The organism is Companilactobacillus sp. HBUAS59699, from assembly GCF_036913575.1.
Taxonomy (GTDB): Bacteria; Bacillota; Bacilli; order Lactobacillales; family Lactobacillaceae; genus Companilactobacillus.
The window spans coordinates 24842-47811 of sequence record NZ_JAYKTV010000008.1 but is presented as its reverse complement, the minus strand read 5'-3'; the positions used below and the strand labels follow the sequence as shown (position 1 = coordinate 47811).

23 protein-coding genes are annotated in these 22970 nt (G+C 36.0%); 7 read left to right on the top strand and 16 right to left on the bottom strand.

Features of this window, described 5'->3' with window-relative positions; all coding sequences use genetic code 11:
• Nucleotides 1–694 precede the first annotated feature (694 nt).
• The 7 genes from U8519_RS11915 to U8519_RS11885 form a co-directional block, all read right to left on the bottom strand.
• A complete protein-coding gene (locus tag U8519_RS11915) occupies nucleotides 695–1900 on the bottom strand; it encodes a tyrosine-type recombinase/integrase (protein ID WP_334330541.1) in 1206 nt (401 codons plus the stop codon).
• Nucleotides 1897–2112 (bottom strand): DUF3173 family protein, encoded by a 216-nt coding sequence (locus U8519_RS11910; RefSeq protein WP_334330540.1) that lies wholly within the window; start codon nucleotides 2110–2112, stop codon nucleotides 1897–1899. The genes U8519_RS11915 and U8519_RS11910 overlap by 4 nt, the downstream gene beginning before the upstream one ends.
• Before the next feature lie 26 nt (nucleotides 2113–2138).
• Nucleotides 2139–2870: a hypothetical protein gene (locus U8519_RS11905; RefSeq protein WP_334330539.1), complete on the bottom strand. Its 732-nt coding sequence runs from the start codon at nucleotides 2868–2870 to the stop codon at nucleotides 2139–2141.
• The gene (locus U8519_RS11900; RefSeq protein ID WP_334330538.1) at nucleotides 2857–3417 is read right to left on the bottom strand and encodes a hypothetical protein; all 561 of its coding nucleotides are present in this window, start codon (nucleotides 3415–3417) and stop codon (nucleotides 2857–2859) included. Before U8519_RS11900 ends, U8519_RS11905 begins: the two co-directional genes overlap by 14 nt.
• Before the next feature lie 7 nt (nucleotides 3418–3424).
• On the bottom strand, nucleotides 3425–4513 hold the full coding sequence (locus tag U8519_RS11895) for a relaxase/mobilization nuclease domain-containing protein (protein WP_334330537.1): 1089 nt from the start codon (nucleotides 4511–4513) through the stop codon (nucleotides 3425–3427).
• A 2-nt stretch (nucleotides 4514–4515) separates the two neighbouring features.
• The gene (gene mobC / locus U8519_RS11890) at nucleotides 4516–5058 is read right to left on the bottom strand and encodes a plasmid mobilization relaxosome protein MobC (protein WP_334330536.1); all 543 of its coding nucleotides are present in this window, start codon (nucleotides 5056–5058) and stop codon (nucleotides 4516–4518) included.
• A gap of 458 nt (nucleotides 5059–5516) precedes the next feature.
• On the bottom strand, nucleotides 5517–7733 hold the full coding sequence (locus U8519_RS11885; RefSeq protein WP_334330535.1) for a hypothetical protein: 2217 nt from the start codon (nucleotides 7731–7733) through the stop codon (nucleotides 5517–5519).
• 735 nt (nucleotides 7734–8468) lie between these two features.
• On the opposite strand from U8519_RS11885, the gene U8519_RS11880 reads away from it, so the two are divergent.
• Nucleotides 8469–8768, top strand: a complete 300-nt coding sequence (locus U8519_RS11880; RefSeq protein ID WP_334330534.1) for a hypothetical protein — start codon at nucleotides 8469–8471, stop codon at nucleotides 8766–8768.
• Between the two features lie 36 nt (nucleotides 8769–8804).
• Here the strand turns inward: U8519_RS11880 and U8519_RS11875 are convergent, their stop codons facing one another.
• Nucleotides 8805–9149 (bottom strand): helix-turn-helix domain-containing protein, encoded by a 345-nt coding sequence (locus U8519_RS11875; RefSeq protein ID WP_334330533.1) that lies wholly within the window; start codon nucleotides 9147–9149, stop codon nucleotides 8805–8807.
• A gap of 206 nt (nucleotides 9150–9355) precedes the next feature.
• Between U8519_RS11875 and U8519_RS11870 the strand changes: the two genes are divergently transcribed.
• Entirely contained in the window at nucleotides 9356–10507 is a 1152-nt protein-coding gene (locus tag U8519_RS11870) for a CAP domain-containing protein (protein ID WP_334330532.1), read from the top strand.
• A gap of 354 nt (nucleotides 10508–10861) precedes the next feature.
• On the opposite strand, the gene U8519_RS11865 is transcribed toward U8519_RS11870, so the two are convergent.
• Complete coding sequence (locus U8519_RS11865; RefSeq protein ID WP_334330531.1) at nucleotides 10862–11179, bottom strand: hypothetical protein; 318 nt, start codon at nucleotides 11177–11179, stop codon at nucleotides 10862–10864.
• Nucleotides 11180–11291: 112 nt separating this feature from the next.
• Nucleotides 11292–12137 (bottom strand): hypothetical protein, encoded by an 846-nt coding sequence (locus U8519_RS11860; protein ID WP_334330530.1) that lies wholly within the window; start codon nucleotides 12135–12137, stop codon nucleotides 11292–11294.
• A 634-nt stretch (nucleotides 12138–12771) separates the two neighbouring features.
• Between U8519_RS11860 and U8519_RS11855 the strand changes: the two genes are divergently transcribed.
• Nucleotides 12772–13371, top strand: coding sequence for a hypothetical protein (locus U8519_RS11855; RefSeq protein ID WP_334330529.1), 600 nt, complete (start codon nucleotides 12772–12774; stop codon nucleotides 13369–13371).
• A 202-nt stretch (nucleotides 13372–13573) separates the two neighbouring features.
• Here U8519_RS11855 and guaA read toward each other — a convergent pair whose 3' ends face one another.
• Nucleotides 13574–15130, bottom strand: coding sequence for a glutamine-hydrolyzing GMP synthase (gene guaA, locus U8519_RS11850; protein ID WP_334330528.1), 1557 nt, complete (start codon nucleotides 15128–15130; stop codon nucleotides 13574–13576).
• 70 nt (nucleotides 15131–15200) lie between these two features.
• Complete coding sequence (gene coaA, locus U8519_RS11845) at nucleotides 15201–16127, bottom strand: type I pantothenate kinase (RefSeq protein WP_334330527.1); 927 nt, start codon at nucleotides 16125–16127, stop codon at nucleotides 15201–15203.
• Nucleotides 16128–16198: 71 nt separating this feature from the next.
• On the opposite strand from coaA, the gene U8519_RS11840 reads away from it, so the two are divergent.
• The 3 genes from U8519_RS11840 (at nucleotide 16199) to U8519_RS11830 (ending at nucleotide 17987) form a co-directional block, all read left to right on the top strand.
• Nucleotides 16199–16780 (top strand): SGNH/GDSL hydrolase family protein, encoded by a 582-nt coding sequence (locus tag U8519_RS11840; RefSeq protein WP_334330526.1) that lies wholly within the window; start codon nucleotides 16199–16201, stop codon nucleotides 16778–16780.
• 12 nt (nucleotides 16781–16792) lie between these two features.
• Nucleotides 16793–17431 carry a GPP34 family phosphoprotein gene (locus U8519_RS11835; protein WP_334330525.1) on the top strand — a complete coding sequence of 213 codons (639 nt, stop codon included), beginning with the start codon at nucleotides 16793–16795 and terminating at the stop codon, nucleotides 17429–17431.
• 142 nt (nucleotides 17432–17573) lie between these two features.
• Complete coding sequence (locus U8519_RS11830) at nucleotides 17574–17987, top strand: hypothetical protein (RefSeq protein WP_334330524.1); 414 nt, start codon at nucleotides 17574–17576, stop codon at nucleotides 17985–17987.
• On the opposite strand, the gene helD is transcribed toward U8519_RS11830, so the two are convergent.
• Nucleotides 17975–20281: an RNA polymerase recycling motor HelD gene (gene helD, locus U8519_RS11825; protein WP_334330523.1), complete on the bottom strand. Its 2307-nt coding sequence runs from the start codon at nucleotides 20279–20281 to the stop codon at nucleotides 17975–17977. The genes U8519_RS11830 and helD overlap by 13 nt on opposite strands.
• Before the next feature lie 196 nt (nucleotides 20282–20477).
• On the opposite strand from helD, the gene U8519_RS11820 reads away from it, so the two are divergent.
• Entirely contained in the window at nucleotides 20478–20939 is a 462-nt protein-coding gene (locus U8519_RS11820) for a VOC family protein (RefSeq protein ID WP_334330522.1), read from the top strand.
• 389 nt (nucleotides 20940–21328) lie between these two features.
• Here the strand turns inward: U8519_RS11820 and U8519_RS11815 are convergent, their stop codons facing one another.
• The 3 genes from U8519_RS11815 to U8519_RS11805 all read right to left on the bottom strand — a co-directional run bounded on the left by U8519_RS11815 (nucleotide 21329) and on the right by U8519_RS11805 (nucleotide 22914).
• A complete protein-coding gene (locus U8519_RS11815; RefSeq protein ID WP_334330521.1) occupies nucleotides 21329–22015 on the bottom strand; it encodes a Crp/Fnr family transcriptional regulator in 687 nt (228 codons plus the stop codon).
• Between the two features lie 114 nt (nucleotides 22016–22129).
• Nucleotides 22130–22684: a ferritin-like domain-containing protein gene (locus U8519_RS11810; RefSeq protein WP_334330520.1), complete on the bottom strand. Its 555-nt coding sequence runs from the start codon at nucleotides 22682–22684 to the stop codon at nucleotides 22130–22132.
• Complete coding sequence (locus U8519_RS11805) at nucleotides 22684–22914, bottom strand: heavy-metal-associated domain-containing protein (RefSeq protein ID WP_334330519.1); 231 nt, start codon at nucleotides 22912–22914, stop codon at nucleotides 22684–22686. Before U8519_RS11805 ends, U8519_RS11810 begins: the two co-directional genes overlap by 1 nt.
• Between the last annotated feature and the right edge of the window lie 56 nt (nucleotides 22915–22970).

Below are 22970 nucleotides of genomic sequence, written 5' to 3'. Positions count from 1 at the left end.
CTCATCTGGTCTAGTCCTCTCTTTAGGATAGGTTAAGCATACCATTTACGATAAAAATAAGCTCTTAAATAAGCTCCTAATTAATCAAAAATGCTAACGTAATAAATATTAAAAAAGGTGGTCGCTCAAGACGATAATTCCTCCTAGCACTTAAGTACTAGGTTTCCTTATCTAGCGACTCTTATGCACTGACAGCTGCCTTTTTGTAGAATTTGTTGATTCCTATTCCCATATTTATTCCCCTTTTCGACAAATAACTTTTGTTTACTTGGGAATCTTAGCAGAGGCGTGCGTCACTATGTGTCGATTTTAGAAATCAAAGTATATAAATCACTGCATAATTATTTGTCTAAACTTAAGAGTTCAGGTTATGGCATGATTTAGATTTCACAATACTATTTGACGTAGACCCAAAAAAAAGCCCTGACATCAACTGTCAGAGCTTTATTTTTTTACTGCAATTTTGGATGGGTTTTGGCTGGGAACCATGTTAATTTACATGATTTTAGCCTAATGTTCCGTCACAAGAAGCCTGATATACCGGCATTTGCCTTCAAGTTATATTGGCTACTTATTCCCACTCAATGAGACATAAAATGCAGTTGCATCTTACTGCCCCATGAGTTTAATACATTAGCAAGGTACTTATAAGTCGACTAAAAGTCGATTTATTCATTTGAAATCGATAATCTACCTAAGCTCTCTTAAAGAACTGATTACCATTGAACCCCTTCAATTTGGACTCTTTCGCCTTTGAATATTTGATTGTACCATTCATTTCCTTAGCAATCACATCATCAGCTTTAGGAAACATATGTGCATAATACTTTAATGTAATATCAGGACTTGAATGTCCTAGTCTGTTACTAATCAATGTAATATTAGCGTGAACCACATTAATTAAATAAGAAACATGACTATGTCTCAAACCCTTTGGCTGAATCACTGGTACTTTAGCAGCTTTGGCATATTTCTCTATTATTCGTTTCACTGTTGATCTATGTTGAGGAGATCCTGTACATGTAAGTATGAAATCATTATCACCATGACTTCTTTGAACTTTCTTCCAATCTTTTAAACAATTGATAGTTTCATCGTCAAGAGCAATGGTTCTCATACCGGACTTAGTTTTAGTGTGATCCTGGACAACAAAATTGTTACGATTTACCATTTTTAAAGTTTGATAGATCTTTAATTTTTTGTTTTCAAAATCAACATCTTTCCAACGTAGAGCCAAACCCTCGCCAACTCTAATTCCAGTCATATAGTATAACCAAATCATAACAAAGCACATATGCTCATAGTAATCATCAACATAAATAGTAGAAATAACACGCTCAAATTGATTCAAAGTCCAATACGGAATATCCACTTTTTTCTTTGGAATTGATCCAGTCTTCTTACTTACGTTTTCTTCAACATAATTAAGTGTTACAGCATAATCTAGTATCTGGCGCAGAACACCATAAACCAAACCAGAATAGTTAGTTGATAAATCATCGTTTTTCAAAAGCCAAAGGCGAAAATGCTCACATTCACGAGTATTCAAGTCAACTAACTTAATATTACCCAAACGATCGGCTACATACTCTATAGCATTACTATGAGAATTATAAGTACCATCCTGCACAGAAGCTTTATAATAGGGCCGATACTCTAATCTAATAAAATCACTGATTGTTAAATCACAATCAGCTCTCCCAGCTGAAATTTCAAAGTCATGTTTAGCCTCAATAGCAGCTAGATATGCCTCTTTAGCACTTTTGAATGGCTCTCCATTTTTACCCTTTTTACGTTTTTGCTGAGTGGGCTTACCCTTGACAGGGTCAATCCCTAAAAAAATGTGGTAAAAAAAATGTCCGTCTTTGTCTTTGTAAACATTTGGATATCTTGTCTTCAATATTTAACATCTCCGTCATTCGAGACACCAATTAGATCCAAAACAGCACTTTTAGGCACAACACCTAGACGCTTATTATTATAGAGCTCAAAGCCCCGATTGACCATAATTTGTTTGACCTGTCGAACAATCATAACCGCTTGACCTCGTTTGAATCCCATTGTTTCAATATCATCTGCTGTTACCATAATGTTACTTGTTGTATTTGGCATGTTTAATACTTCCTTCCTGTTAATTTTTAAAGTTCTAGATTGTTCTTGCCTTGATCCTTGATTTCATCTTTTTGTGATTGATTTGAATGTTCGCTAGTCATTTCAAGAAAAGCTTTCTTGATCTCATTTTGAAGATTGACTTTAGTAACATTTTTATATTGAGTATCGACATGTTTTCCAGCCAAGAATTTTGTAGTTTCAATCATTCCCCGATTTAAAGTTCTTAACTTATCCTGACCTTTCAAATGATCAAAAAAGCTAGGAACATGTAAGTCTAATGATTCTTTGTTAATAGTTTTGCTTTCTGAAGTAAGCCTAATAATATTCAATTCATTACCCAAAAATTTATTTGGGTCAGAAACAATGAGCTTCTTAAACTTATTGATCTCCGTCAGTCTTGAACTCGTGAGATCATAAGTAAAAACGTGTTCCAAATTTTCACACATTGTTTCCTTAGGATTTTTACCATTAACGCTCGCCCAATTTTCATTCTGACTGAAATAATTATCCATTTTTTCATTAGTCCAATTGGACAATGGTTCTTTTAAAATCCATTCAGGGGGAGTAGCCCCCAGTGATGTCCAAATTCCGCACATCAAATTTGCATATTTCTTCTGTTCTACAAGCAACGATTCAATAGAATCATTAACTTTTCCTTTCATATCTTCATACTGCTGTGTATCTTTATATTTCAATTCACTAGCCTCTTTCGTATCACTGTTTACTGGATCAATCCATGAAATTTTATTTTTTATCAAAATAGTAACCTCCTATTAATAGTACAATTCCAAATAAGATCTTAAACCACCACAGTGGAATGGCTGAAACGAAAATCAAACCCACGAAACCAAATTTAAAAAAGCTTTGAAAATCAGAAATTTTTGAACTTAATGCATTAGTCGATTTTTGGATTTCAATCTTTTCTTTATCAATATCATTTAAAACATCATTGATGCTTTGAATGGTTTTTTCATTGATAATTTTCTTGATCATTTGATCAACTGTCGTACCACATTCATTTTCCAGTGCCTTAAGCAATTCATATCCGTTAATATGAACATCTTGAAGTTGATCAATTAGTTCTTTTTCCTTACGACTGTTATAGTTAATAATCTTGCATAGCCTGTTATTATTATTAAACAGTTGTTCCAATAGTGAGTGATCCGCAGTTGCCATCTGTGTTGCCTGAGTCTGAGTGGTACTCAGTGCATTTAACCGACCTTGTTGACCTTCAATTTTATTTCTTAATTCATTGAATAGTTTCTCATCGCCATTCTCTAGAGCCTTAGTTAAGACAGACTCCAACAGTTCACTAGCGTTCGAAGTCAGAGCTGAGTTGTGACTGTTCAGTTGACTTACGATTTCTGCCCCCAGATTTTGAATATCCTGTTTTGTCACCTGATTCAGCTGATTGCTGGATGGCTCCTTGGATAATTCTTTGTTGTCTTCTTCTTTCATCAACTCGTTTAGATCGTCCATAATTAGTAACCTCTTTTGTATGATTTTTTTGAGAACTGTCAGTCTCGTGTTGTTTCGACTTAAAATATTTCTTAAGTTCCAATGGAGTATATTCGATACCCATTCCGCGGGTAGATCTAACTTCACCAGTCTTCTTATTCTTCCGTTGGTAAAAATCTCTTACTGTTCTTTTTTTACCACCGGCTTCGGTAACATATGACCAAGCACCTTTTTTATTTCTTTGTTTTACTGTCACGTTCTTGGTGGAAAGCAGATCAACATACTTTTCAAGCGAGTTAGCCACTTTTTTTGCCCAATCCAATTTTTCCTTTAATTCTTTTTGCCAACCACTCAAATTTGTATTTGATGTAGTTTTACTTTGTTTCATTGGATTTAAATACAGATGGCCAGTAACGGAAAGGTAGTGTTCATTCATATAGTGATTCCATTCATTACGAAGCTTGGAAACTGAAAATTTGTTTGTTTGCACACATTTTCCACTAACTTTTACAGTATTCACCAATACATGAGCATGAAGCTTATATCCCTTCCCATCACATTGCACTGCTGAAACCCATTGTGTGCCAGGAAAATTCTCGTCCATAAACCCTTTAACCAATTGATTAATTTGATGAGACTTATCAACTAAATCTGATGATCCAGTAGTTGGAAATTCACTTTCAGAAAAAGAAAGAATCAAGTGCTGTGCCTGATGTCGCTTATTCTTATTCCGAGCTCTGCGTCTCATATTTTTAAACTGCGAATTTAGATAATATCCTGATTGATCAACATATGGTTGACCTGATGCCGATCGCCATAAATTAATATGACTCCCTTCAACTGCTAACACTCTATGTCGACTTCCATCATGAGCTTCTTCATCAAAAATATAATGAAGCCGGCTCCATGCACTAGTTGAACTATTGCTTTTGACGTAAGTCATGGTTAATAATCTCCAAAAATTGCATTAATTGCATTTCGTAATTTAATTACTTCCTTTGTATACAGACGCAATTCATCTTTTGGAACATCAACTCCAGAATTAGCTTTACGTGCCAATTGATTAATATTGTTTCCAATTTGCTTCACTGCATAATTAACAGTACTCAAATTATCAATTCGTCGCATTTCTAATTTCCGCTTCAAAAATAATTCTTGAGAATATGCAGCAATTACAGTTGGTTTAACATATAAAGACAGCAATTCAGGACTATCTTTGAATCGTTCCAAACGCCATTTTTCAATGTCGCTTGGAATTTTAAAACTCGGCAATTCCTTAATTAATTTCTGAACAGACGTATAGAACGTCCATTCAGTTTCAATCCCTCGGTTGACTACATCACTCATTGGACTATTACCTGCCATCTTTTTTAATCGGGAATACTGTTCCAATGTCAATCGAATGGGATATTGATGTCGTTCCGTTCGTTTCAATTTGTGAGCTTCAATTTGTAATTGACGCTTCTTCTTTTGATCCAGATTTAACATAAAAATCCAACCTTTCCTCCACAACCGATGACCAAAAGAATGATCCAACATCATTCTTTTAGTGTCTCAATCGTTTAATTTGAAGTCACACTGTGACTTCAAAATGGCACTTATTAATCCAATGGCTCTGCGCCAAAAGGATTAATTTGACAGTGGTCATCGAAAGCTACAGAAAGGTGCAAGTAGTTATGTTTGCGTATCACGCAACATATATACTTGGCAAAGGTGACTTCGTCTCCCCTGCACCCCTCTAGCATAGAACCCACTGCCGTTTTATTCTCTGCACTTTCTTTCGGAGTTAATTTGGTTTTCCAAATTAACTAAATATATTCAAAAACTTCGTATTGAATATATTAGAAACACAATATTCACATCTATCAATATTCTGATAGCTTGTTCAAAAGTGTTTCTATAAAATCTAATAACATTTAGAAAATGTCTATACTGATATTCATTTTCTAATTGGACAGATACATCTTATTGCCACGATACTTGATTCCCATATCGTACCCGGAAGCTGTAAAGCCTTTCAAATCATCCAAAGTTATACTTGGATTACTTTGAAATACTCTGTCTGCCTTCAATTGAATTCCTTCAATCATTTTTTTAACTGCTAAAGTAATATTTCTCATATCTTTTTTTGAAATATTTTCATTAATAACAGAATCAAATACATGTTCACTATCCTCAGTATGAACATAGTCATACTTATGGATGTAACTACCACCAGGTTTAAAATTGATAATTGATACTGTAATCTTAGTGGCCTTATTTCCGTGCGGCTCCAATTTAATTTCGATAGGAATCCTTCGCAACAATTGGCTTAATTGTGATAGATAAGAAAATATTGCTGATACATCGTTCTCCTTAAGTTTCCACTCATCGTTAACCTTTTCCAAATATCCTAGTTTCCCAACACCAGGGGCATACCTTAATACCTGTCTAACATACCCAGAAACACCATCACTATAAACATTCGTTAAAAAAGTATGGTGTACATTCCACGAGCTCTGATTAACAAATCGACTAGCAATTCCAGGAACCTTATGTGGATCAAGAAGATCTTTCAGTTGAGACCAACTAAATGAATTAGGATCAACTTCATCAATAATTGAAGATCGTTCATTCGCATAGTTTTGATAGGCATCAAACGTTTTACCTTCATCTTTTGTAGCCGCCATGTGTGGCATTCGTCCTTTATCAAACTCTTTCGCTAATTCATTAGCTAATCTAGTCTTTCCGATTCCACCAGTGCTTGCACTAACAAATATTGTTAGCATTTGACGGTCGTAATCGGCATCAGAAATAATAGCTTCCTTTTCATTTTCTAAAATAGCATCCATCTTAGAAACAAAATTCTTATTAGATAAAAGGCTGTCAGCATCATCATCATTAAATGCGGCATGGATCAGTGTCTTAACATCCACAATTTCAATCTTCTTCCTTCTAATCCATGAAATTATCAAATCAATAATCAATTTTTGCGAATGAAACGAAAATTCTAATTTACCTGAATTCTTTTTTCCGAGCATTCTTAATTGAATCAGTTGCTTGTAACTAAAAACCTTATTATCTTGTTCGCTACCGACCCATTGACTAGTATGATGCGCCTTATTATAAGGGGAATTTAGATTGTCGATTACTTCTTGGTTTAAATCTTTTGCAACAACCTCATTATTGAAAACTCCAGCAATTTGAGAATAGTTTTCAATTGAGTCCTTAGGAAGCCAGGAGATAACTTCATCGATGTCATAGGGAGTCTTTTGATCCTTTTTGGCACCCGAACTTTGATGAACTAAATATTTAAGTGCTGCATCATAGTGATCGGGTACATTAAAGTTGTCTATCATTCCCTTTAATGAATTCAAGAATGATTCAACTCGATCATTCCTCTTACTTAGTTGAGCATCATGTATCCAATTAAACGTATCCGTAAAATCATCGAAGTTGCTACCCAGTGCCTTCATAACTTGATACCTACTCTGAGGGCGCGGTAGATCGAGAACTCCATGAAAGTGACTTCCCTTATGTTCAACCCCACCATTTCGATCTATCGATTGAAAATCCCTGGTATGAGCAATTAAAAAGGCATAAAAATTTCTATCAAGATGTCGTTTAGAATCAAAGTAATTTTGAATTGCTGTAATTTTCAATAAAATTGATTTAGAAAAGCCATCATATTTTGGATGTCCTGTTGCATCAAATTTAACAACATTACCATCATCGTCCCAAGCACTACCAAAATCCCAAGTACCTGCATCCACAAATCGACTATCTGCAACTAATTTATCTTCGTGCCTTACTAATCCATCAGGATCATCATCAACGTGAGCTAATTCTCCAAAGTGATCACTAGGAAAATCAGTTGAATACTTTTGATATACAGGTGAAAACTTAACATTATCGATTTTAGTGATATTTGGATTACAGACCGTGTAAAGCCAATGAATTGAGAATGACCATTTTCTTGAAATTACCTTCAAAGAATTAAAAATTTCAATGGCTTTTAGTGCTAAATTAATCGATTCCTCATTCCAATCACCTTTCTTATCTTTCAAAGGAGGGATTACACTTAATATCGACTTATACAGTTCCCGCTTGGAATGACTGAAACTCTTAAGCCCATTGGTTGCTTCGATTCCTTTTTCGGAAATAGTTTTACTTTTTTTCTTCAAACCAATGAAAATCCTCCCTTCCTAAATCCTGGTATATAGTTCAACCTCATGCTGTCACTGAGATTAACCATCGACCACTACGGTATGTTCACTTATAATCACTACGGTTGATGGTATAAAAAGCGCTTAAACGGCTTGCCTATGCTGGGATTAACTAAGATTCAAAGAACCCCAAAACCAATCTGAAAGACGGAGCGTCAGATTGCTTGCGTGCGCGCGCTAAATAGTGATATTGCAGGCTTTTGCCGTTTTTTTTTGAATTTTTTTAACTATTAACCAAAAAAAGACCTCCCCACAAGCAATTAGCTTGTTAAGGAGGTCCCATCTAAAATTTTTTAAAAAAATAGACGTATGTGCACTCCAAAAACAGAAACTCAATTAAACATTGAGCAAGCTAATTGCTTTTTAATTTTGTTCTTGGAGCGCAGTCCACGCGTCATCCAAAATTCATCTACACAGCGGAAGGAGATTCAGCTCGTTTGGGGGAACATTTCAGTTCATAGTACATTGGGTTAGAATACTGCCACACACGCTAACCGCCCCGGATGGTATAGATTATATTATATATTTTATACTTCCAACGTGCTTAAAGCATATCATCATTAATTTCAGCTTTCAATAGGTATACTCTGACTTTTTCTTGAAGAATCAGAATTTTTTAATATATACATAATAATTAGGCGTCACGGACGCCTTTTTTTCATTTACGAAACTAAAGAATGGAGGTCCAGTAAAATGACACTAGACATTAGATTTACAGAAATCGTAGATGAAATTAAGGAAGATTTAGAATTACAATCAGGATTGGTTTTAAGTGAGACACAATCAGGGTTACTAAAATTGAATAAACATATTGTCTTCAAAAAGTCTGATATAGAGCCATATATAAAAGATATAACAGAATATCTTAAAAACACGTCTCCAAGTGAAAGAGTTTGGGAATGTTATCAAGTTGTCTCAAATGATATGTACATAATTGCTATAAACATCGAAAATCCTTACATAAGATTAAATGTGGTTGACTTATATAACTAGAAAAATCCCCCAACTTTACAAAGTTGAGGGTTAATTTTAATCATTCGTTTTTTGACTCAATTTAATAACTTGCAACACTCGTTTACTCAATTGCTCACCTTGTTCAGGTTCTAGATTATTTAAAAAATTAGCTAATTGTCTTAAATTAGGACCAAATTTTTTATTTGACTCTATATTTTCACCGTTCATTAGTGAGTCCATTGTTACACCTAGAGATTTAGCAATTTTATTTAATGTATTAGCACTCAAGCGTGTAGTAGTACCACGTTCGATCTTAGATAGGTAGTTGATCGTAAGATCACTAAATTCTGCAAGTTGCTCCTGCGTCATTTTTTGATTATGGCGTTCACGAGCTATATTACCACCAACATTGGTATCCATATCTCAACCTCTTTACTTTACATACTAATCTAAAGGTTAATGAAGAAAGTAAAGTGTTATAAGTTCCAATGTGAATATAAAAATAAAAATACTTAAGAAACATGTTCCTAAAGGAATTATAAAATTATAGTTCAATTTGATTGATTAAAGAAGTATAATCGAATTAATTACTGATATAGGGAAATATATAAGGGAGATTAAATATCATGAAATTTACATCAAAATCAGCAGCTATCGTAGCTGCACTAGCAATGGCTACAACAGGAGTTTTAGCAGTTTCAAATAACGAAACTACAGCAGATGCTGCAACAGTTGCAACCGTGCATTCTGGCGTTACAGCACGTCTTTATACAAAGACTGGTCAACTCATCACAAACCGTGCCTTAGCACCAAGCACACCTTGGCTCGTTGGTAAGATCGCACAAATCAATGGACAAACAATGTATCAAGTCTCAACTAACGAATACCTAAAAGCTTCTGACTCAGACCTATCAGGTCAACAACAACAAGCTTCAAACAAGCGTGTTGCCAAAGCAATTTACGGTACAGTATCACTATATCGTGATGACACAAACAGTATGGCAAACCGTTCACTTGCTAAAGGTTCCGCATGGCAAGTTGGCAAATTCATCCGCAACAAGAACAACCAAGAATTTATCCAAGTTTCAACACACGAATACGCTGACGCTGCCATGTTCTCATATAACGTTCGCATGACTAATCCAACATACATTGCTGACTTCGGTACAAATACTGATTTCACAGTTATCAAAGTTGGTAATGGTGACATTGCCGGTTCAACATCAACAAACACAACTACCACAACACCAAGTCAAAACCAAAACAATAACACTGGTAGCACAACTGTAACTACACCTTCAACAAGTACAAATACTGGTTCAAATTCATCATCAAACGGATCCGTTGCATATCCAAGCACATCTGCCGTTGAATCAGCTGTTTTATCATCAATTAATGCTGAACGTGCATCCAAAGGATTGTCCCCATTGACTGTGGATCCAACATTGGCAAGTATTGCTAAGACACGTGCCAACGAAATTACCACAAACTTCAGTCACACTGATGCAAATGGTACTGAACTATATAAGAAATATCTTCACGCTCAAACATCATACTTGAGTCAAGGTGAAAATATCTCAGATGATCACTGGGGTGGTAGCGAAACAAGAACTCCAGAACAACTAGCAGGAAAAATCATGGACAGCTTCCGTGCCGAAGGCACCGACGCCTCATGGAATCATTACAAGGCTGTCATCAATCCAAACGCAACAAAGATTGGTATTGGTGTAACAATTGGATCTGACGGTCTAATCTACACTGCTGAAGATTTCGCATAAACACTACAAACAAACTCAACCCAAATCCTAAAAGATTTGGGTTTTTTCTTTCCCAAAAACCATAAAACCCCATCACGAAACCCAAAGTCCGTCTAACTATTTTTACGCAGAGTCAATTGCTTGCATAACTTCCAAATCATGAAACCCTTTGTGCCAGTAAAGTCCACCCCCCCCAGCATTAACGTGTTGGGGGGTTCTTTTCGATAAACCCATCACGAATCAAAATATCTAAACAACATCACACCAAGCAATCCACATTTTTAAGCTTAAATTAAGTTCGATACATTACTCTTTATTCGTGAAATAAAAAAAGACCACAACCAGAAGTTGCAATCTTTCTAAAATTCCAAAAAACTATTTTACGTTAGAAACGTTCAGAGTCAATGTATCCGCGTCATCGGCACGAACCCACATGTCCGTTGAAATACGATACATCACGTGTCCATCGATCACTGCACGACGGTCTGTCTTCCAACTAGTATTAGCGGCTAACTTACGGTTTGTTTGAGCTTTACCGTAGTCGTCATAGATAGTTGTCTCTTTGGAAACAGTCAATACGCCAGTCTTATGATCCCCGGATGTTAATGGCTCATAAGAAATTACGTCATTAACATTGACGAAACCAATTCCTCCAATATAAAAGGTAGTTCCACAATCTAATCCTCGACACAATCGTGTTGGAAATTTTTTATTAAACAGTAAAGTATCAAATACCTTAACTAATTACAAAAAATATTATGAATTTTTACATTACGGTCATTTTATGAAAGTAATGCAAACTATCTTAATGTTTACAATATTGAGAAACATATGTATTTCGCTTGTAAAAAGGATAAACTGTTCTAATTTGCTTTGTTACCCAATCAGATAGTAAATTATCATACATGTATTGTTTGAAGACTATCTGACCCAAATAATCACTGATTTTATCGTAATTAGTAAGATGATGCCTAATATAATTATCTACCCAACGATTACGATCTTCCTCCGGAGCTGAGTCAAGTCCTTCATAACTTGGAGAACTTATGTAATAATATTTTTCTGGATATTCTTCTTCTACCAATTTATCATGATTTAACTTAGTTAATATCATTTTTCTATATATCAAATCTGGTTCGATTTTCCGTATCCTAAAATCAAAACTCTCTAACATATGCACTCCCTTCTCCAATTTAGTTTTATTTGCCTTTGCTGCTCGTTTTACATTTTTTTCATGATTAGCATCATAATTCTTCTTAAGCTCCTTAAATTCGCTACTGTGAATACAACGCAAAATGTTAGTATAACTAAAATACTTTACCATTCCATAAGTCCATTTTTTCTGATAGCTTGACACAAGTATTTGATTATCAACCAATTTTTTAAAAAATCCTTTATTAATTTCCAATAAATCTCGCACTTGATAGCTGGGTATTTTAATTTCTCTATATAGTTCTCTCTTAAGTCTCAGATTAGCATTTTCATTTTTGTCAGCATAATTAAGTATTACTGATTTAAATTCTACTATCTTTGCACCATCACCCAATTTTTCTAACATTGTCTTTGAAAGCACGTGTGAAGCCAATTGCTTAATTTCCTTTCGTGTTCTGATTTTTTGAATTAATTCTGTTGTTTCAGGAATATTTAACATATGAATTACCTCTTTAAATAAATTTTTTAGATCTGTTCCATAGCACAACTAATCATTAATCGAACAAGACCCAAATAACCTAAAAGAGCAGCGTGCTGCTCGAGAACTTTTGAGCTGCTAATAAAATAAGACAAAATAAAAATGCTCTCGATATTTTCTATCAAGAGCATCCATTATTAAATATAGAATTTTTTTATTTTGACGATTTTATTACAAGTTTGATTATAAAATATTTCTGAGATACATCAATTCAGCCTATAATGATATATGATCAAGATATAAAAAGAACGCCTGTGGCGTTCATGTTCTGAATCTTATTTTCAATCAACTTGAAACGACACATCTTTTGACTTTGAACTTTCCACACAAAGTAACATATCTTTGAACTTGACCTTTACATCTTCGAAAGACCCTAAAGCAGCTGCGAGATGCTAAAACGGGTGCCGTGGCACCCTAAGCACTTTTTACTATGTCGATATATATTTAAAGGATATCGCTTTTCAAATTCTTGTCAAGAGCAAACATAAAATCTTATAAAAATCTTAATATTAAATATTATTATTTTCAATTTATTCAAAACAACGTTGTTATTCTATATTAGAGAATATTTGATTATACGAAGGGAATCGTAATTATGCTAGCAAAAACATTAATGGGTGCATCAGAAATCATTAACTATATCGATAATAAATACGGCTATAAAGGTTCAAACAATAGCGACCATATAATCACACTACCAACATGGAGATCGTGGAAGAGCGCCTATAATAAAGCTCATCAAATGCATCCTATTGTCAATCAGGGATCTCAAAAAACAAAAGGTTCCCTCTATAGCAAATCAGATATCGGTAAATTAATAAAATGGAAAAAAGACTCATTGGATAAACTATATTTCAAAAAGACCTCTTCTCCATTCGACTATGATGAATTCACAGATACACATTTTAAAAATCGAACACCAATATCAAGAATAGAAGACAAGATCAAAAAGAACAATTCGATCAGTCCCTCTGAAGTATACAAATTAGAAGTAGAAATAAAAGAAAAAATGCTTTCACTTTTTGATCTGGATCAACTATCAAAAGACATTTGTAAAGTAAATGAATTGGATACAAAAATAGATCACAATAAAGAATCAATTAAATTTAATAATCCAATATTATACTTAAAACCATCAATACTTAAACAACTAAAAGAGAATGATTTTAAGCCTGATATAAAAAGCGGTAAATAAGAAAGACAGCTGTAATAGCTGTCTTTCTTAATGTCTAGGCAATTATACGATGCGTATTTACAGAAGCCCATTTTTACCTTTACTTTTACGTAAAAAGTCGAGTAAAAGTCGACTACCATGTTACTTCAAATCATTTCTAATTGCGTTTCGTCCTTCAAAATGCTGTTGGACCGGCATTCTCGATTTATATTTTGTATAACAATTATTCCCACTCAATAGTTGCTGGCGGCTTAGATGTAATATCATAAACTACACGATTGACATGATCTACTTCGTTTACGATTCTAACTGAGATCTTTTGAAGTACATCCCAATCGATCTTAGCGAAGTCAGCCGTCATACCATCGATTGAGTTAACGGCACGAATTCCGACTGTATAGTCATAAGTTCTACCGTCACCCATAACACCAACTGAACGAATTCCTGGTAATACGGTAAAGTATTGCCAAATCTTTTCGTCTAGTCCGGCTTTTTTGATCTCATCACGAAGGATAAAGTCAGAGTCACGAACAATCTCTAGCTTATCTTCTGTAACGGCACCAATAACTCGAATTCCAAGTCCAGGACCTGGGAATGGTTGACGCCATACTAAGTCATGAGGCATGCCTAATTTTTCACCTAATTCACGAGTTTCATCTTTGAACAAAGTTCTCAATGGCTCGATCAGTTTGAATTGCATGTCTTCTGGAAGTCCACCAACGTTATGGTGTGACTTAATTGTTTGAGCAGTACTTGTACCACTTTCGATAACGTCAGTGTACAAAGTACCTTGTGCCAAGAATTCGATTCCATGAAGCTTTGTAGCTTCTTCATCGAAGACTTGAATAAACTCGTTACCGATGATCTTACGTTTTGTTTCTGGATCAGATACTCCAGCCAACTTATCTAAGAAGCGTTTTTGAGCGTCAACTTTGATAATGTTCAAGCCAAACTTGCCTTCAAGACTAGCCATAACTTGATCGGCTTCACCCTTACGTAGAAGGCCATGATCAACGAAGATACTTGTTAGTTGTGTACCAATTGCTTTATGCAATAAGACACCAACAACTGATGAGTCGACACCGCCTGAAAGTCCCAAAAGAACTTTCTTGTCGCCAACAGTTTCGCGAATCTTTTCGATTTGTTGGTCAATGAAGTCATCCATTGTCCAATTTGCTTCGGCTTCACATACGTCGAAGGCGAAGTGCTTCAAAATATCCATTCCATATTCTGTATTACGCACTTCGGCATGGAATTGAACACCATACATCTTGCGCTTAACATCAGCGATCGATGAAATAGGTGCATTCTTACTTGTTGCTGTAACTGTGAAACCATCTGGTGCTTCACGTACTAAATCACCATGGCTCATCCAAACAACTTGTTTTTGTGGCAATCCTTTGAATAAGGCAGATTCTGTATCAGTAACTTCGATATCAGCCTTTCCATATTCACGATTGCTGGCAGATTCAACTTTTCCACCCAAGTTGTATGACATCAATTGCATACCGTAACAAATACCAAGCATAGGAATTCCTAGCTTATAAATGTCTTGGTCAATTGAGAAGGCATCTTTGTCATAAACTGAATCTGGTCCGCCTGACAAAATAATACCTTTTGGATTAATTTCTTTAATCTCTGCGGCAGTAATTGTATTAGGTAGTAATTCTGAATAGATACCAATATCACGAATTCGTCGAGTGATCAATTGGTTATATTGGCTACCGTAATCCAAAACAATAATGCTGTCCGCATCTGGCCATTGTTTGCTCAAATCCATATCCCCCTAGTTTTAATTTATTCTATTGTATATGAAAAACGACTCTCTGTCATACTTTGGAAATGCTTTTTTAGTATTTTCTCAAAAGTATTTTATCTATCTGGTGATTTTCGGCCTTGTGAAGGATCAAATCAGCCCGAGTCATGGTTGGTTTGATGTAGTCACGCAAGTTCACATAGTTGATCGTATCCCAAACATTGCGGGCCATCTGTAACGCCTTATCCTCAGGAACCTGTGTGTACTGATAGTAATATGAATTAGGATCATTGCGGGCCAAGTCTAACAAGGTCTCGAAGCGATTCAAGAACCACTCTTCAATATCTTCCACTTCAGCATCGATATAAATCGAGAAGTCAAAGAAATCACTGGTATAAATATTGGAGTTCTGAGTTAATTGTAAGACATTGATACCTTCGACGATCAAAATATCCGGGTGATTCACTTCTTCATGGCGATCGGGAATGATGTCATAAATATTGTGCGAATATAACGGATAAGCGATCGGACCGGTGGTCGTCTTAACATCACTCAAAAACTTCAATAACTTCGGCATGTCATAAGTCTCTGGGAAGCCCTTCTTATTCATCAAGCCACGTTCTTTTAAGATCTTACTAGGATACAAAAAACCGTCAGTCGTCATCTGCGCTACCTTATACTGAGGGTAAGCACGTTCTAACATGATCTTGAGTAATCGAGCTGTCGTACTCTTACCCACGGCCACAGAGCCAGAAACACCGATAATAAACGGAACTTTCTTATTACTACTATTAAGGAAATCACTCTTTAACTTTGTTAGCTTACGATAGTTCTTCAAATAAATATGCAACAAGTGACGAATCGGTGCATAGATCGACTTCACATCATCGATCGAGATCTCATCATCAAGTGACTTGATCTTGCGCAATTCACCATCAGTAATTGCTTGCTTATTGTATTCTCCATGAAATGTCTCCCACTGTTCACGGGAAAATTCATTATAGTTAGATAAATTTTGCATATTACTAAACCTACTTAACATTTTTTCTGGTATTCTTATATAGTATAGAACTTTTTAGAAGGAACTAATATATGAAAAAAATAGTATTATTTGGAGACTCGATCATGGCGGGATTTCATGACGGCGTTATGAGTGATATACTAACTGACGCTATTCAAAAACACTTCCCCAAAGACGAGGTCATTAACGTATCTATTCCCGGATACAAAACCAGTAATGCTGTGACACGTGTTGAACAGGATATCGTAAGTTTGAAACCAGATATCGTCGTCTTAGGATTTGGTGCCAATGATATTTCTACAACTGACGAGATCAAACCCGGCAAGTTTTCATCGAACTTGGCTACTATGATAGAAGCTATCGGAGCTTCAAAAGTAATCTTGCTTTCTCCACCGTACACTGACTGGGTCAAAAACCCTACCAGACCTTGGACTAGACAATTACAATTTGAATTAGTAACGGAACATCTCGCTAAGCAAATGGACGTATCTTACATCGATTTATTACATCAAATGACTAGCCAATCTGTAACTAAACTATTACAAGAAGATGGACTACACTTTACCAAAGATGGTTATATTTTACTTGAGAGCAAACTTGTACCAGAAATTAAGGCAACGCTAGTTAAACAAAACGAACTAGTGTCGAATTAGAAGGAGCACTTTATGAATTTAAATATTCCTCAAAAATATTTTATTTTATCGTGCAATGAAAAAGGCAGTGTACGAATTTTTAAGAATACTAGACGCAGAGCCTATTTAGCGGAAAGTTCTTTTTTCGACTTAGCTTTAAACGATATTATCGACTTAACTGACAACAGTGTCATCATTAATAAGGTTTTACCTGATGGTAAGGAATATCTCAATGAATTCTTCCAAATCATCAACAAGAATCAGGGTAAGAGCGTTACACATGTCCTTCGTGCCATGGCCACAAAAGAAAGCATCACAAAACAGATCTACAACGAGATCGGTGATTCACTAGTCGACAAAGTCGACGTTACTAAAGCCGTCACCGGCATGGTATTTAAGACTAACAATTACCTTCCTGACCATCGTGTCAAAGAAGACTTAGTCAGTGACGTCCGTCAGGAATTTCTCGACAAGAACAACAAAGTTTCACCTGAAACATTTGCCTTGCTAGCAACTCTTTACGGCAGTCACGACTTGAAGACCTACTTCACACCTTTTGAACTGAAGGAATTGAAGACTAGTATCGAAAACAATCAGGACGATCCTACATATGAGAAACTGTATGAATTATCCAAACGACTCAATCGAGTTATTTTAACTCTCTTGGGATAAACAAAATCGAAGCTTAACGGCGTCGATTTTTTATTTATTTTTTTGTTATTTTCAGAAAAATTTAAATAATCATAAAACTAATTTTCATAGCAGGAGCATGGTACGATAAAGACGGAAGAATACGACCATGGAGTGAGATATTATGAATAAGATAATAACGTCAACCATAGTAACTATCTTCTTCATCGCTTTGATTCCAGTGACCTTACTGTTTTCATCCGATGTAGCTGTACGTGATCGTGCCTTTCGTGAAGCCACTACTGTTCTCGACAGCAGAGACTCCGCCAAATATGGATATGATCATCAAACAAAATCATATCTACAAACACACCCTTACTTGAAATTAAAAAAGCTCACCGATCTGCAAGGCAGCGATGATCAAGGAGCTTATTTTATCGGGAAAACTAACCACAATGCTTTGCTAAAAATTTATGTAAAATTTGCATCAAATCAAACTAGACTGGAAGACTTCCACCCAGTCTTGCACATTAAAAAGATCAAGTTACTAAAAGAAGCAGCCGTCACTAAGACAGCTGCTTCTCTTTATTTTGTATAATATTTTTCTGGCACACGTTCCAACAATTGTGATAATCCACCAATGGCCGCAATCGTTAAGCGATGCATTGCCCGTGACGTGATCGTATAAACCAATTGTTGTTCATCTTCGTCAAATCTATCTTTTGAAGCGTTCCACATAATGACCGCATCAAATTCTAGACCCTTAGCTAAGTACGATGGTAAAACAATTGTTCCAGTAGCTAAACGTTGGTTTTCAGATCTGATCCAAGTTGATTGAATACCTGCTTCTTCAAGCATCTTCTGAACTTGTTCTGACTCTTCCAACGTCTTAGTTATGATAGCTGTTGTATAGTTCTTTTCATCATTAGAAGCTAACTGATCAATAACTTGATTCAAAGATTCCTGTTCATTTTCTGCCATCAACAAGTTAGGCAAATCACCTTCACGATTGAACGGTTCGATCTTTTGACCATTAGTCAAAATCGCTTTGGTATAATCAGTAATCTGCTTAGTAGAACGGTATGAATGCGTCAACTGAACTACTCTAGTTTCATCCGCATTGAACAAGCTTTGAACTTCTGACAACAACGTCTGACTATTCTTCTTAGTAAAAATCGACTGATTCAAGTCGCCCAACATTGTGTAACGAGCACGAGGGAACTTATCCTTCAAGTAAGCCAATTGGAAAGGTGTGTAATCTTGAATCTCATCAATGAAGACAAACTTCATATCCAATTCACCGTGCTTGCCAGTGACTAGGTCATACAAATACAAATATGGACTCAGGTCGTCCATAGAGATCTGCTTATGATTGAACAAGTCCACGAAGTCATCAACGTATTGTATCCACTGCTCTTCAGTAATATTGTGCTTACTCAAGTCAGTGATCTTCGGAACGGCCCTTAAAAAGTTCAGATAATTAGTTGAAACATTCAAAAATCGCAAATGCATGATTTGGCTATAGACCTTCTGCATTGCCGCCATAACGATCTTACGAGCTAAGAATTTATGCTCTTCATCACCATTCTTGAACTCTTGATCAGCAGTATTGTAAAGCATCTTCAATTGTTCTTGACTGAGATCTTCGATTTGTTCAGAGACCCACTTAGAACGCATCTCTGATCCCACTTTACGACGCAACATTTTTTGGAGACGTTCAACGGTCGCATCTAATCGGTTGCCCAAATTATATTGCGGACCGAAGCTGTAATATATCTCAGCAATTTTTTCTTTAGAAATGAAGACATTTCCTTGGAACTTGATGTTCTTGAAACTGACGCCACCTTGATTCAACAATTTACCGTAATTAGTCAGTGTCTTGAAGAATCCAATGTCTGAGACGAATTTGGAGATATTCTTCTTCACTGGATCTTCTTGTTTTTCAAACTGTTGTGACAGATTCTCAACTGAAATATTCGGCAAACGACGTGCCAAATATTGGCTGTATGTCATTTGTACCATGTTTTGTTCACCCATTTCAGGCAAAACATCTTGAATATAATCATTGAACAGCATATTAGGACTGAACATTACCACTTGGCTAGAAGTCAAAGTGCCCCGGTATCGATAAAGCAAATAAGCGATCCGTTGCAGGATGGCAGAAGTCTTACCTGAACCGGCTGCACCTTGAACAAACAAGAGCTTCGACTTAGTATCACGAATGATCTTGTTTTGTTCTGACTGAATAGTCTTAACAATACCCTTCATATGAGTTGAAGATTTACCATCAAGAACTTCTAGCAACATTTGGTCACCGATAGTCTCTTGAGTATCAAAGTAAGCCTGGATTTTACCATTATCAACTAAGAATTGACGCTTTAAGAACAAGTCAACGTTTTGTAGGCCATCCGGTGTTTGGTACTCAACATTACCGAGTTTTCCATCATAATAAATACTGGAAATCGGTGCACGCCAATCGTAGACCAAGAAGTGATCGGTCTTATCCGTAAAGGAACTCAATCCAATATAGATAGTTTCACGTTTTGGTTCGCCCTTCTCTTGAAAATCAAGTCGAGCGAAGAAAGGATTCTTTTCCAATTTCTTCAAAATACCCAAACGTTGTTTGGATTGTTGCCAACTGTTATTACGCTCATCAAGCATTTGTTGCTGCGCATGGATCGAAAGTGCTGAGTCCATCGAGATGGCGTCACCATCCATACCAACATGAATATCGTCAAAGGCACCATTGATTACCTTCAGATCATCTTCAGCAATATCAATATGCTCCTGTAATTTTTTTTCAGAAGTTTTGATTTTTTGAACAACATCATCAAGATGTTCTTGTTCAATCTTTTTTTCATCTAATTGTTTAACTTCAGATTTTTCCGTCATGTCCACCTCGAAAATTTTAGTTAAATAATATTACCATTTTTATAAACATAATTCAAAAATTATAACTTATTTGAAGTCCCACAAACGTTGATATATCACATTTCATAGAGGAATAATTAATATTACATTTTTCAGACATTTTGTATACAAAATCTGGTACAATTTAGCCATAAAAATGACTATGGAGATGATTCAAATGCAATCACAACTTTACCCATATTTAGCTTTTAAAAATGCTAAAGAGGCCATCGAATACTATCAAGAAGTCTTCGGAGCCACTGACGTCTATCGTCTGAGTCCACAACCAGAACAAGCCAAACAATTCGGTATTCCTGAGGATGCTGACCTAGACAATATGACTATGCATGCTGGTTTCACGATTCTTGGCATGAAGATTGAATGTGCCGATGCCTTTACCGGTAACGCCGATCCATCTGGCCAAGTATCATTATTGTTGGATATCAACAATGAAGACCCTGAGAGTGCCAAAGCTGCTGATGAGTTCTACCAACATCTAGAAGAATCCGGTCAAGTAAATATCACCATGCCATTCGCTGAACAATTCTGGGGTGGCAAGATGGGCGGTTTCACGGATAAGTATGGTATCAACTGGATGCTGCACACATCCCCTTGGTCACAATCTCAAGATCATGCTTAACTGCCGCTGATGGTGGGAAACAATTCCATCTGCTAGATTTGTCTTACCAATGTTTTTACTCAAATAATTAAGTTTTATATTCTATAAATAAAAACAGCACACTATGGAAAATGGATAAATAATATCCCAAAACCATAATGTGCTGCTTTTTAATTTCGAATAAAACTTCTAACTAACCAAACCAGATAAAAGACTACCAATTAGCCGGAGGTAGAAAAAGAGAAGGCCCGCAGTGGCAGTTAAGTTAGCGATTCATCGCTTACTTAACTAGACGTATTTTAAAATTCGCGATTTATGTGAAGTTTAAAATCGAGCTTGGAGACCTTGGCTCCAAGCGGTCTTCACCGCGGCCTTCTCTTTTTCTACCGTAGGCGGCAAGCGGCAGGCAATTATTCAACCATAGCCAACCCGTCAGCATCCAAAATCCTAATCAAAGTATTAGACTTCTTTTCGATCAAATTATCCTTAGCCAACGAACTCAACTTACGACTGATCGTCTCAGGTGTCGTACCCAAATAAGTCGCAATATCCTTTTTCTTCAGAGGCAAATTGAATTGTTCCTGCTTCAAACCAGCACTAGTCTCTAACAAGTAACTAGCCAACCGGCTTTCCACACTAGAAGTGGCAGCTTCAGTAGTCTGCTGCTCCAATTGCACGATTCGTTGACCAAAAGCATTGACCATATTGACAGCCAATTCTGGCGAAGTCTTCATTAATTTTTGGAAATCACTACGCTTGATCTGACAAACATCAGTGTCCATCAAAGCTTGCGCAAAACTACCACGATCCTCATTACTAAAAAGGGCGGCTTCTCCGTCAAAATCACCAGTCTGCAGAATTCTCAACATTTGTTCTTTACCATTAGCGGCAAGTTGGAAGACTTTGGCCTGACCATGAGCAACAATTGTCAGTGCGTCTGCCGGATCACCAGCTTGATAAATATATTCACCACTTTCAAAGTGTTTATCTGAAACTAATGAAGCAACTGTTTTAGTATCTTCATCAGATAGTGATTGAAAAATCGTTACCAATTCCACACAATCCTCGGCTGTGTGATTATGAGCTAGATGTGCCATTTTGACCGACTCCTTTTTAGTTTTTATATAGTAATAGAAGGACACTTTTGTCCTTCTATTTTTTGTCTAAGTTTTTTTATTTTTGAAACAAATTCTGAGAACTATCTGTACTCGCTAGTCTTCGTCATCATCATCGTCTTCTTCAAATCCTGCTTTTGCATCGTTACCAAGTAAAGCTTGATAAATACGGATCTGATGATTGTTCCAGCCTAGCAATTCAACTAGAACTTGTGCCATGAATGGACGATCTTCATTTTGAGCTAACTTGATCGCACGTGTGACAAACATGTTATCAGTAGCGAAGTCATTAACAACTGTTTGGATCATGCTTTCAGCGTCCAAATACTTATTAGCGCCGTTTTCTTCGATCATAGTGTAATCAGTATATTCTTTCATAGTTGATGGTGGCAATTCACCTTCATCTAACAATTGGTCAGCAATTTTGTCAAACCAAGCATTGTTTTCGTCGATAGTGTCGTTCAAAACTGCCTTGTAGTTTTCAGTGTTTGGTCCTTTAACGAACCATTTTAGTTGATGCAACTTGATATTCATATAAGCATGATTGGAAACAATATGTCCAGTCATTGCACCTGCGGTTGGTTTGTGGTGGTCGGCATCAGCTTGTTTTTGTTCTGCCGCAAACTTTTCATCAATTGTTAATTCTGTCATTATGCGATCTCCTTTGTCTTGATCTTCTTAACTTCATAGCCTAGTTCAGTGATAACTTTACCCAAGTCTTCACCTGAAACTTTGGCTTCATCAATGTTAGCTTTTACTTTACCTGCATTGAACATAACTTTTACATCTGAAACTCCGTCTTGATTTGAAACTGCTTTTTGAATTTTTGTCATACATGATGGGCATGTTAATTCGCCTAATTGTAATACTACTTTTGCCATATTTAAGTTCCTCCTAAATATCTTTAACTAACTTACAAGTCATATAATAGATGGTT

Excerpts from the sequence above, each read along its gene's own strand:
- U8519_RS11840 (WP_334330526.1), top strand. The coding sequence starts at position 16,199 with ATGAAAAAAATAGTATTATTTGGAGACTCGATCATGGCGGGATTTCAT.
- U8519_RS11815 (WP_334330521.1), bottom strand. The coding sequence starts at position 22,015 with ATGGCACATCTAGCTCATAATCACACAGCCGAGGATTGTGTGGAATTG.
- coaA (WP_334330527.1), bottom strand. The coding sequence starts at position 16,127 with ATGCAAAATTTATCTAACTATAATGAATTTTCCCGTGAACAGTGGGAG.
- U8519_RS11805 (WP_334330519.1), bottom strand. The coding sequence starts at position 22,914 with ATGGCAAAAGTAGTATTACAATTAGGCGAATTAACATGCCCATCATGT.
- U8519_RS11860 (WP_334330530.1), bottom strand. The coding sequence starts at position 12,137 with ATGTTAAATATTCCTGAAACAACAGAATTAATTCAAAAAATCAGAACA.
- helD (WP_334330523.1), bottom strand. The coding sequence starts at position 20,281 with ATGACGGAAAAATCTGAAGTTAAACAATTAGATGAAAAAAAGATTGAA.
- U8519_RS11835 (WP_334330525.1), top strand. The coding sequence starts at position 16,793 with ATGAATTTAAATATTCCTCAAAAATATTTTATTTTATCGTGCAATGAA.
- U8519_RS11880 (WP_334330534.1), top strand. The coding sequence starts at position 8,469 with ATGACACTAGACATTAGATTTACAGAAATCGTAGATGAAATTAAGGAA.
- U8519_RS11830 (WP_334330524.1), top strand. The coding sequence starts at position 17,574 with ATGAATAAGATAATAACGTCAACCATAGTAACTATCTTCTTCATCGCT.
- U8519_RS11895 (WP_334330537.1), bottom strand. The coding sequence starts at position 4,513 with ATGACTTACGTCAAAAGCAATAGTTCAACTAGTGCATGGAGCCGGCTT.
- guaA (WP_334330528.1), bottom strand. The coding sequence starts at position 15,130 with ATGGATTTGAGCAAACAATGGCCAGATGCGGACAGCATTATTGTTTTG.
- U8519_RS11870 (WP_334330532.1), top strand. The coding sequence starts at position 9,356 with ATGAAATTTACATCAAAATCAGCAGCTATCGTAGCTGCACTAGCAATG.
- mobC (WP_334330536.1), bottom strand. The coding sequence starts at position 5,058 with ATGTTAAATCTGGATCAAAAGAAGAAGCGTCAATTACAAATTGAAGCT.
- U8519_RS11910 (WP_334330540.1), bottom strand. The coding sequence starts at position 2,112 with ATGCCAAATACAACAAGTAACATTATGGTAACAGCAGATGATATTGAA.
- U8519_RS11820 (WP_334330522.1), top strand. The coding sequence starts at position 20,478 with ATGCAATCACAACTTTACCCATATTTAGCTTTTAAAAATGCTAAAGAG.
- U8519_RS11855 (WP_334330529.1), top strand. The coding sequence starts at position 12,772 with ATGCTAGCAAAAACATTAATGGGTGCATCAGAAATCATTAACTATATC.
- U8519_RS11810 (WP_334330520.1), bottom strand. The coding sequence starts at position 22,684 with ATGACAGAATTAACAATTGATGAAAAGTTTGCGGCAGAACAAAAACAA.
- U8519_RS11875 (WP_334330533.1), bottom strand. The coding sequence starts at position 9,149 with ATGGATACCAATGTTGGTGGTAATATAGCTCGTGAACGCCATAATCAA.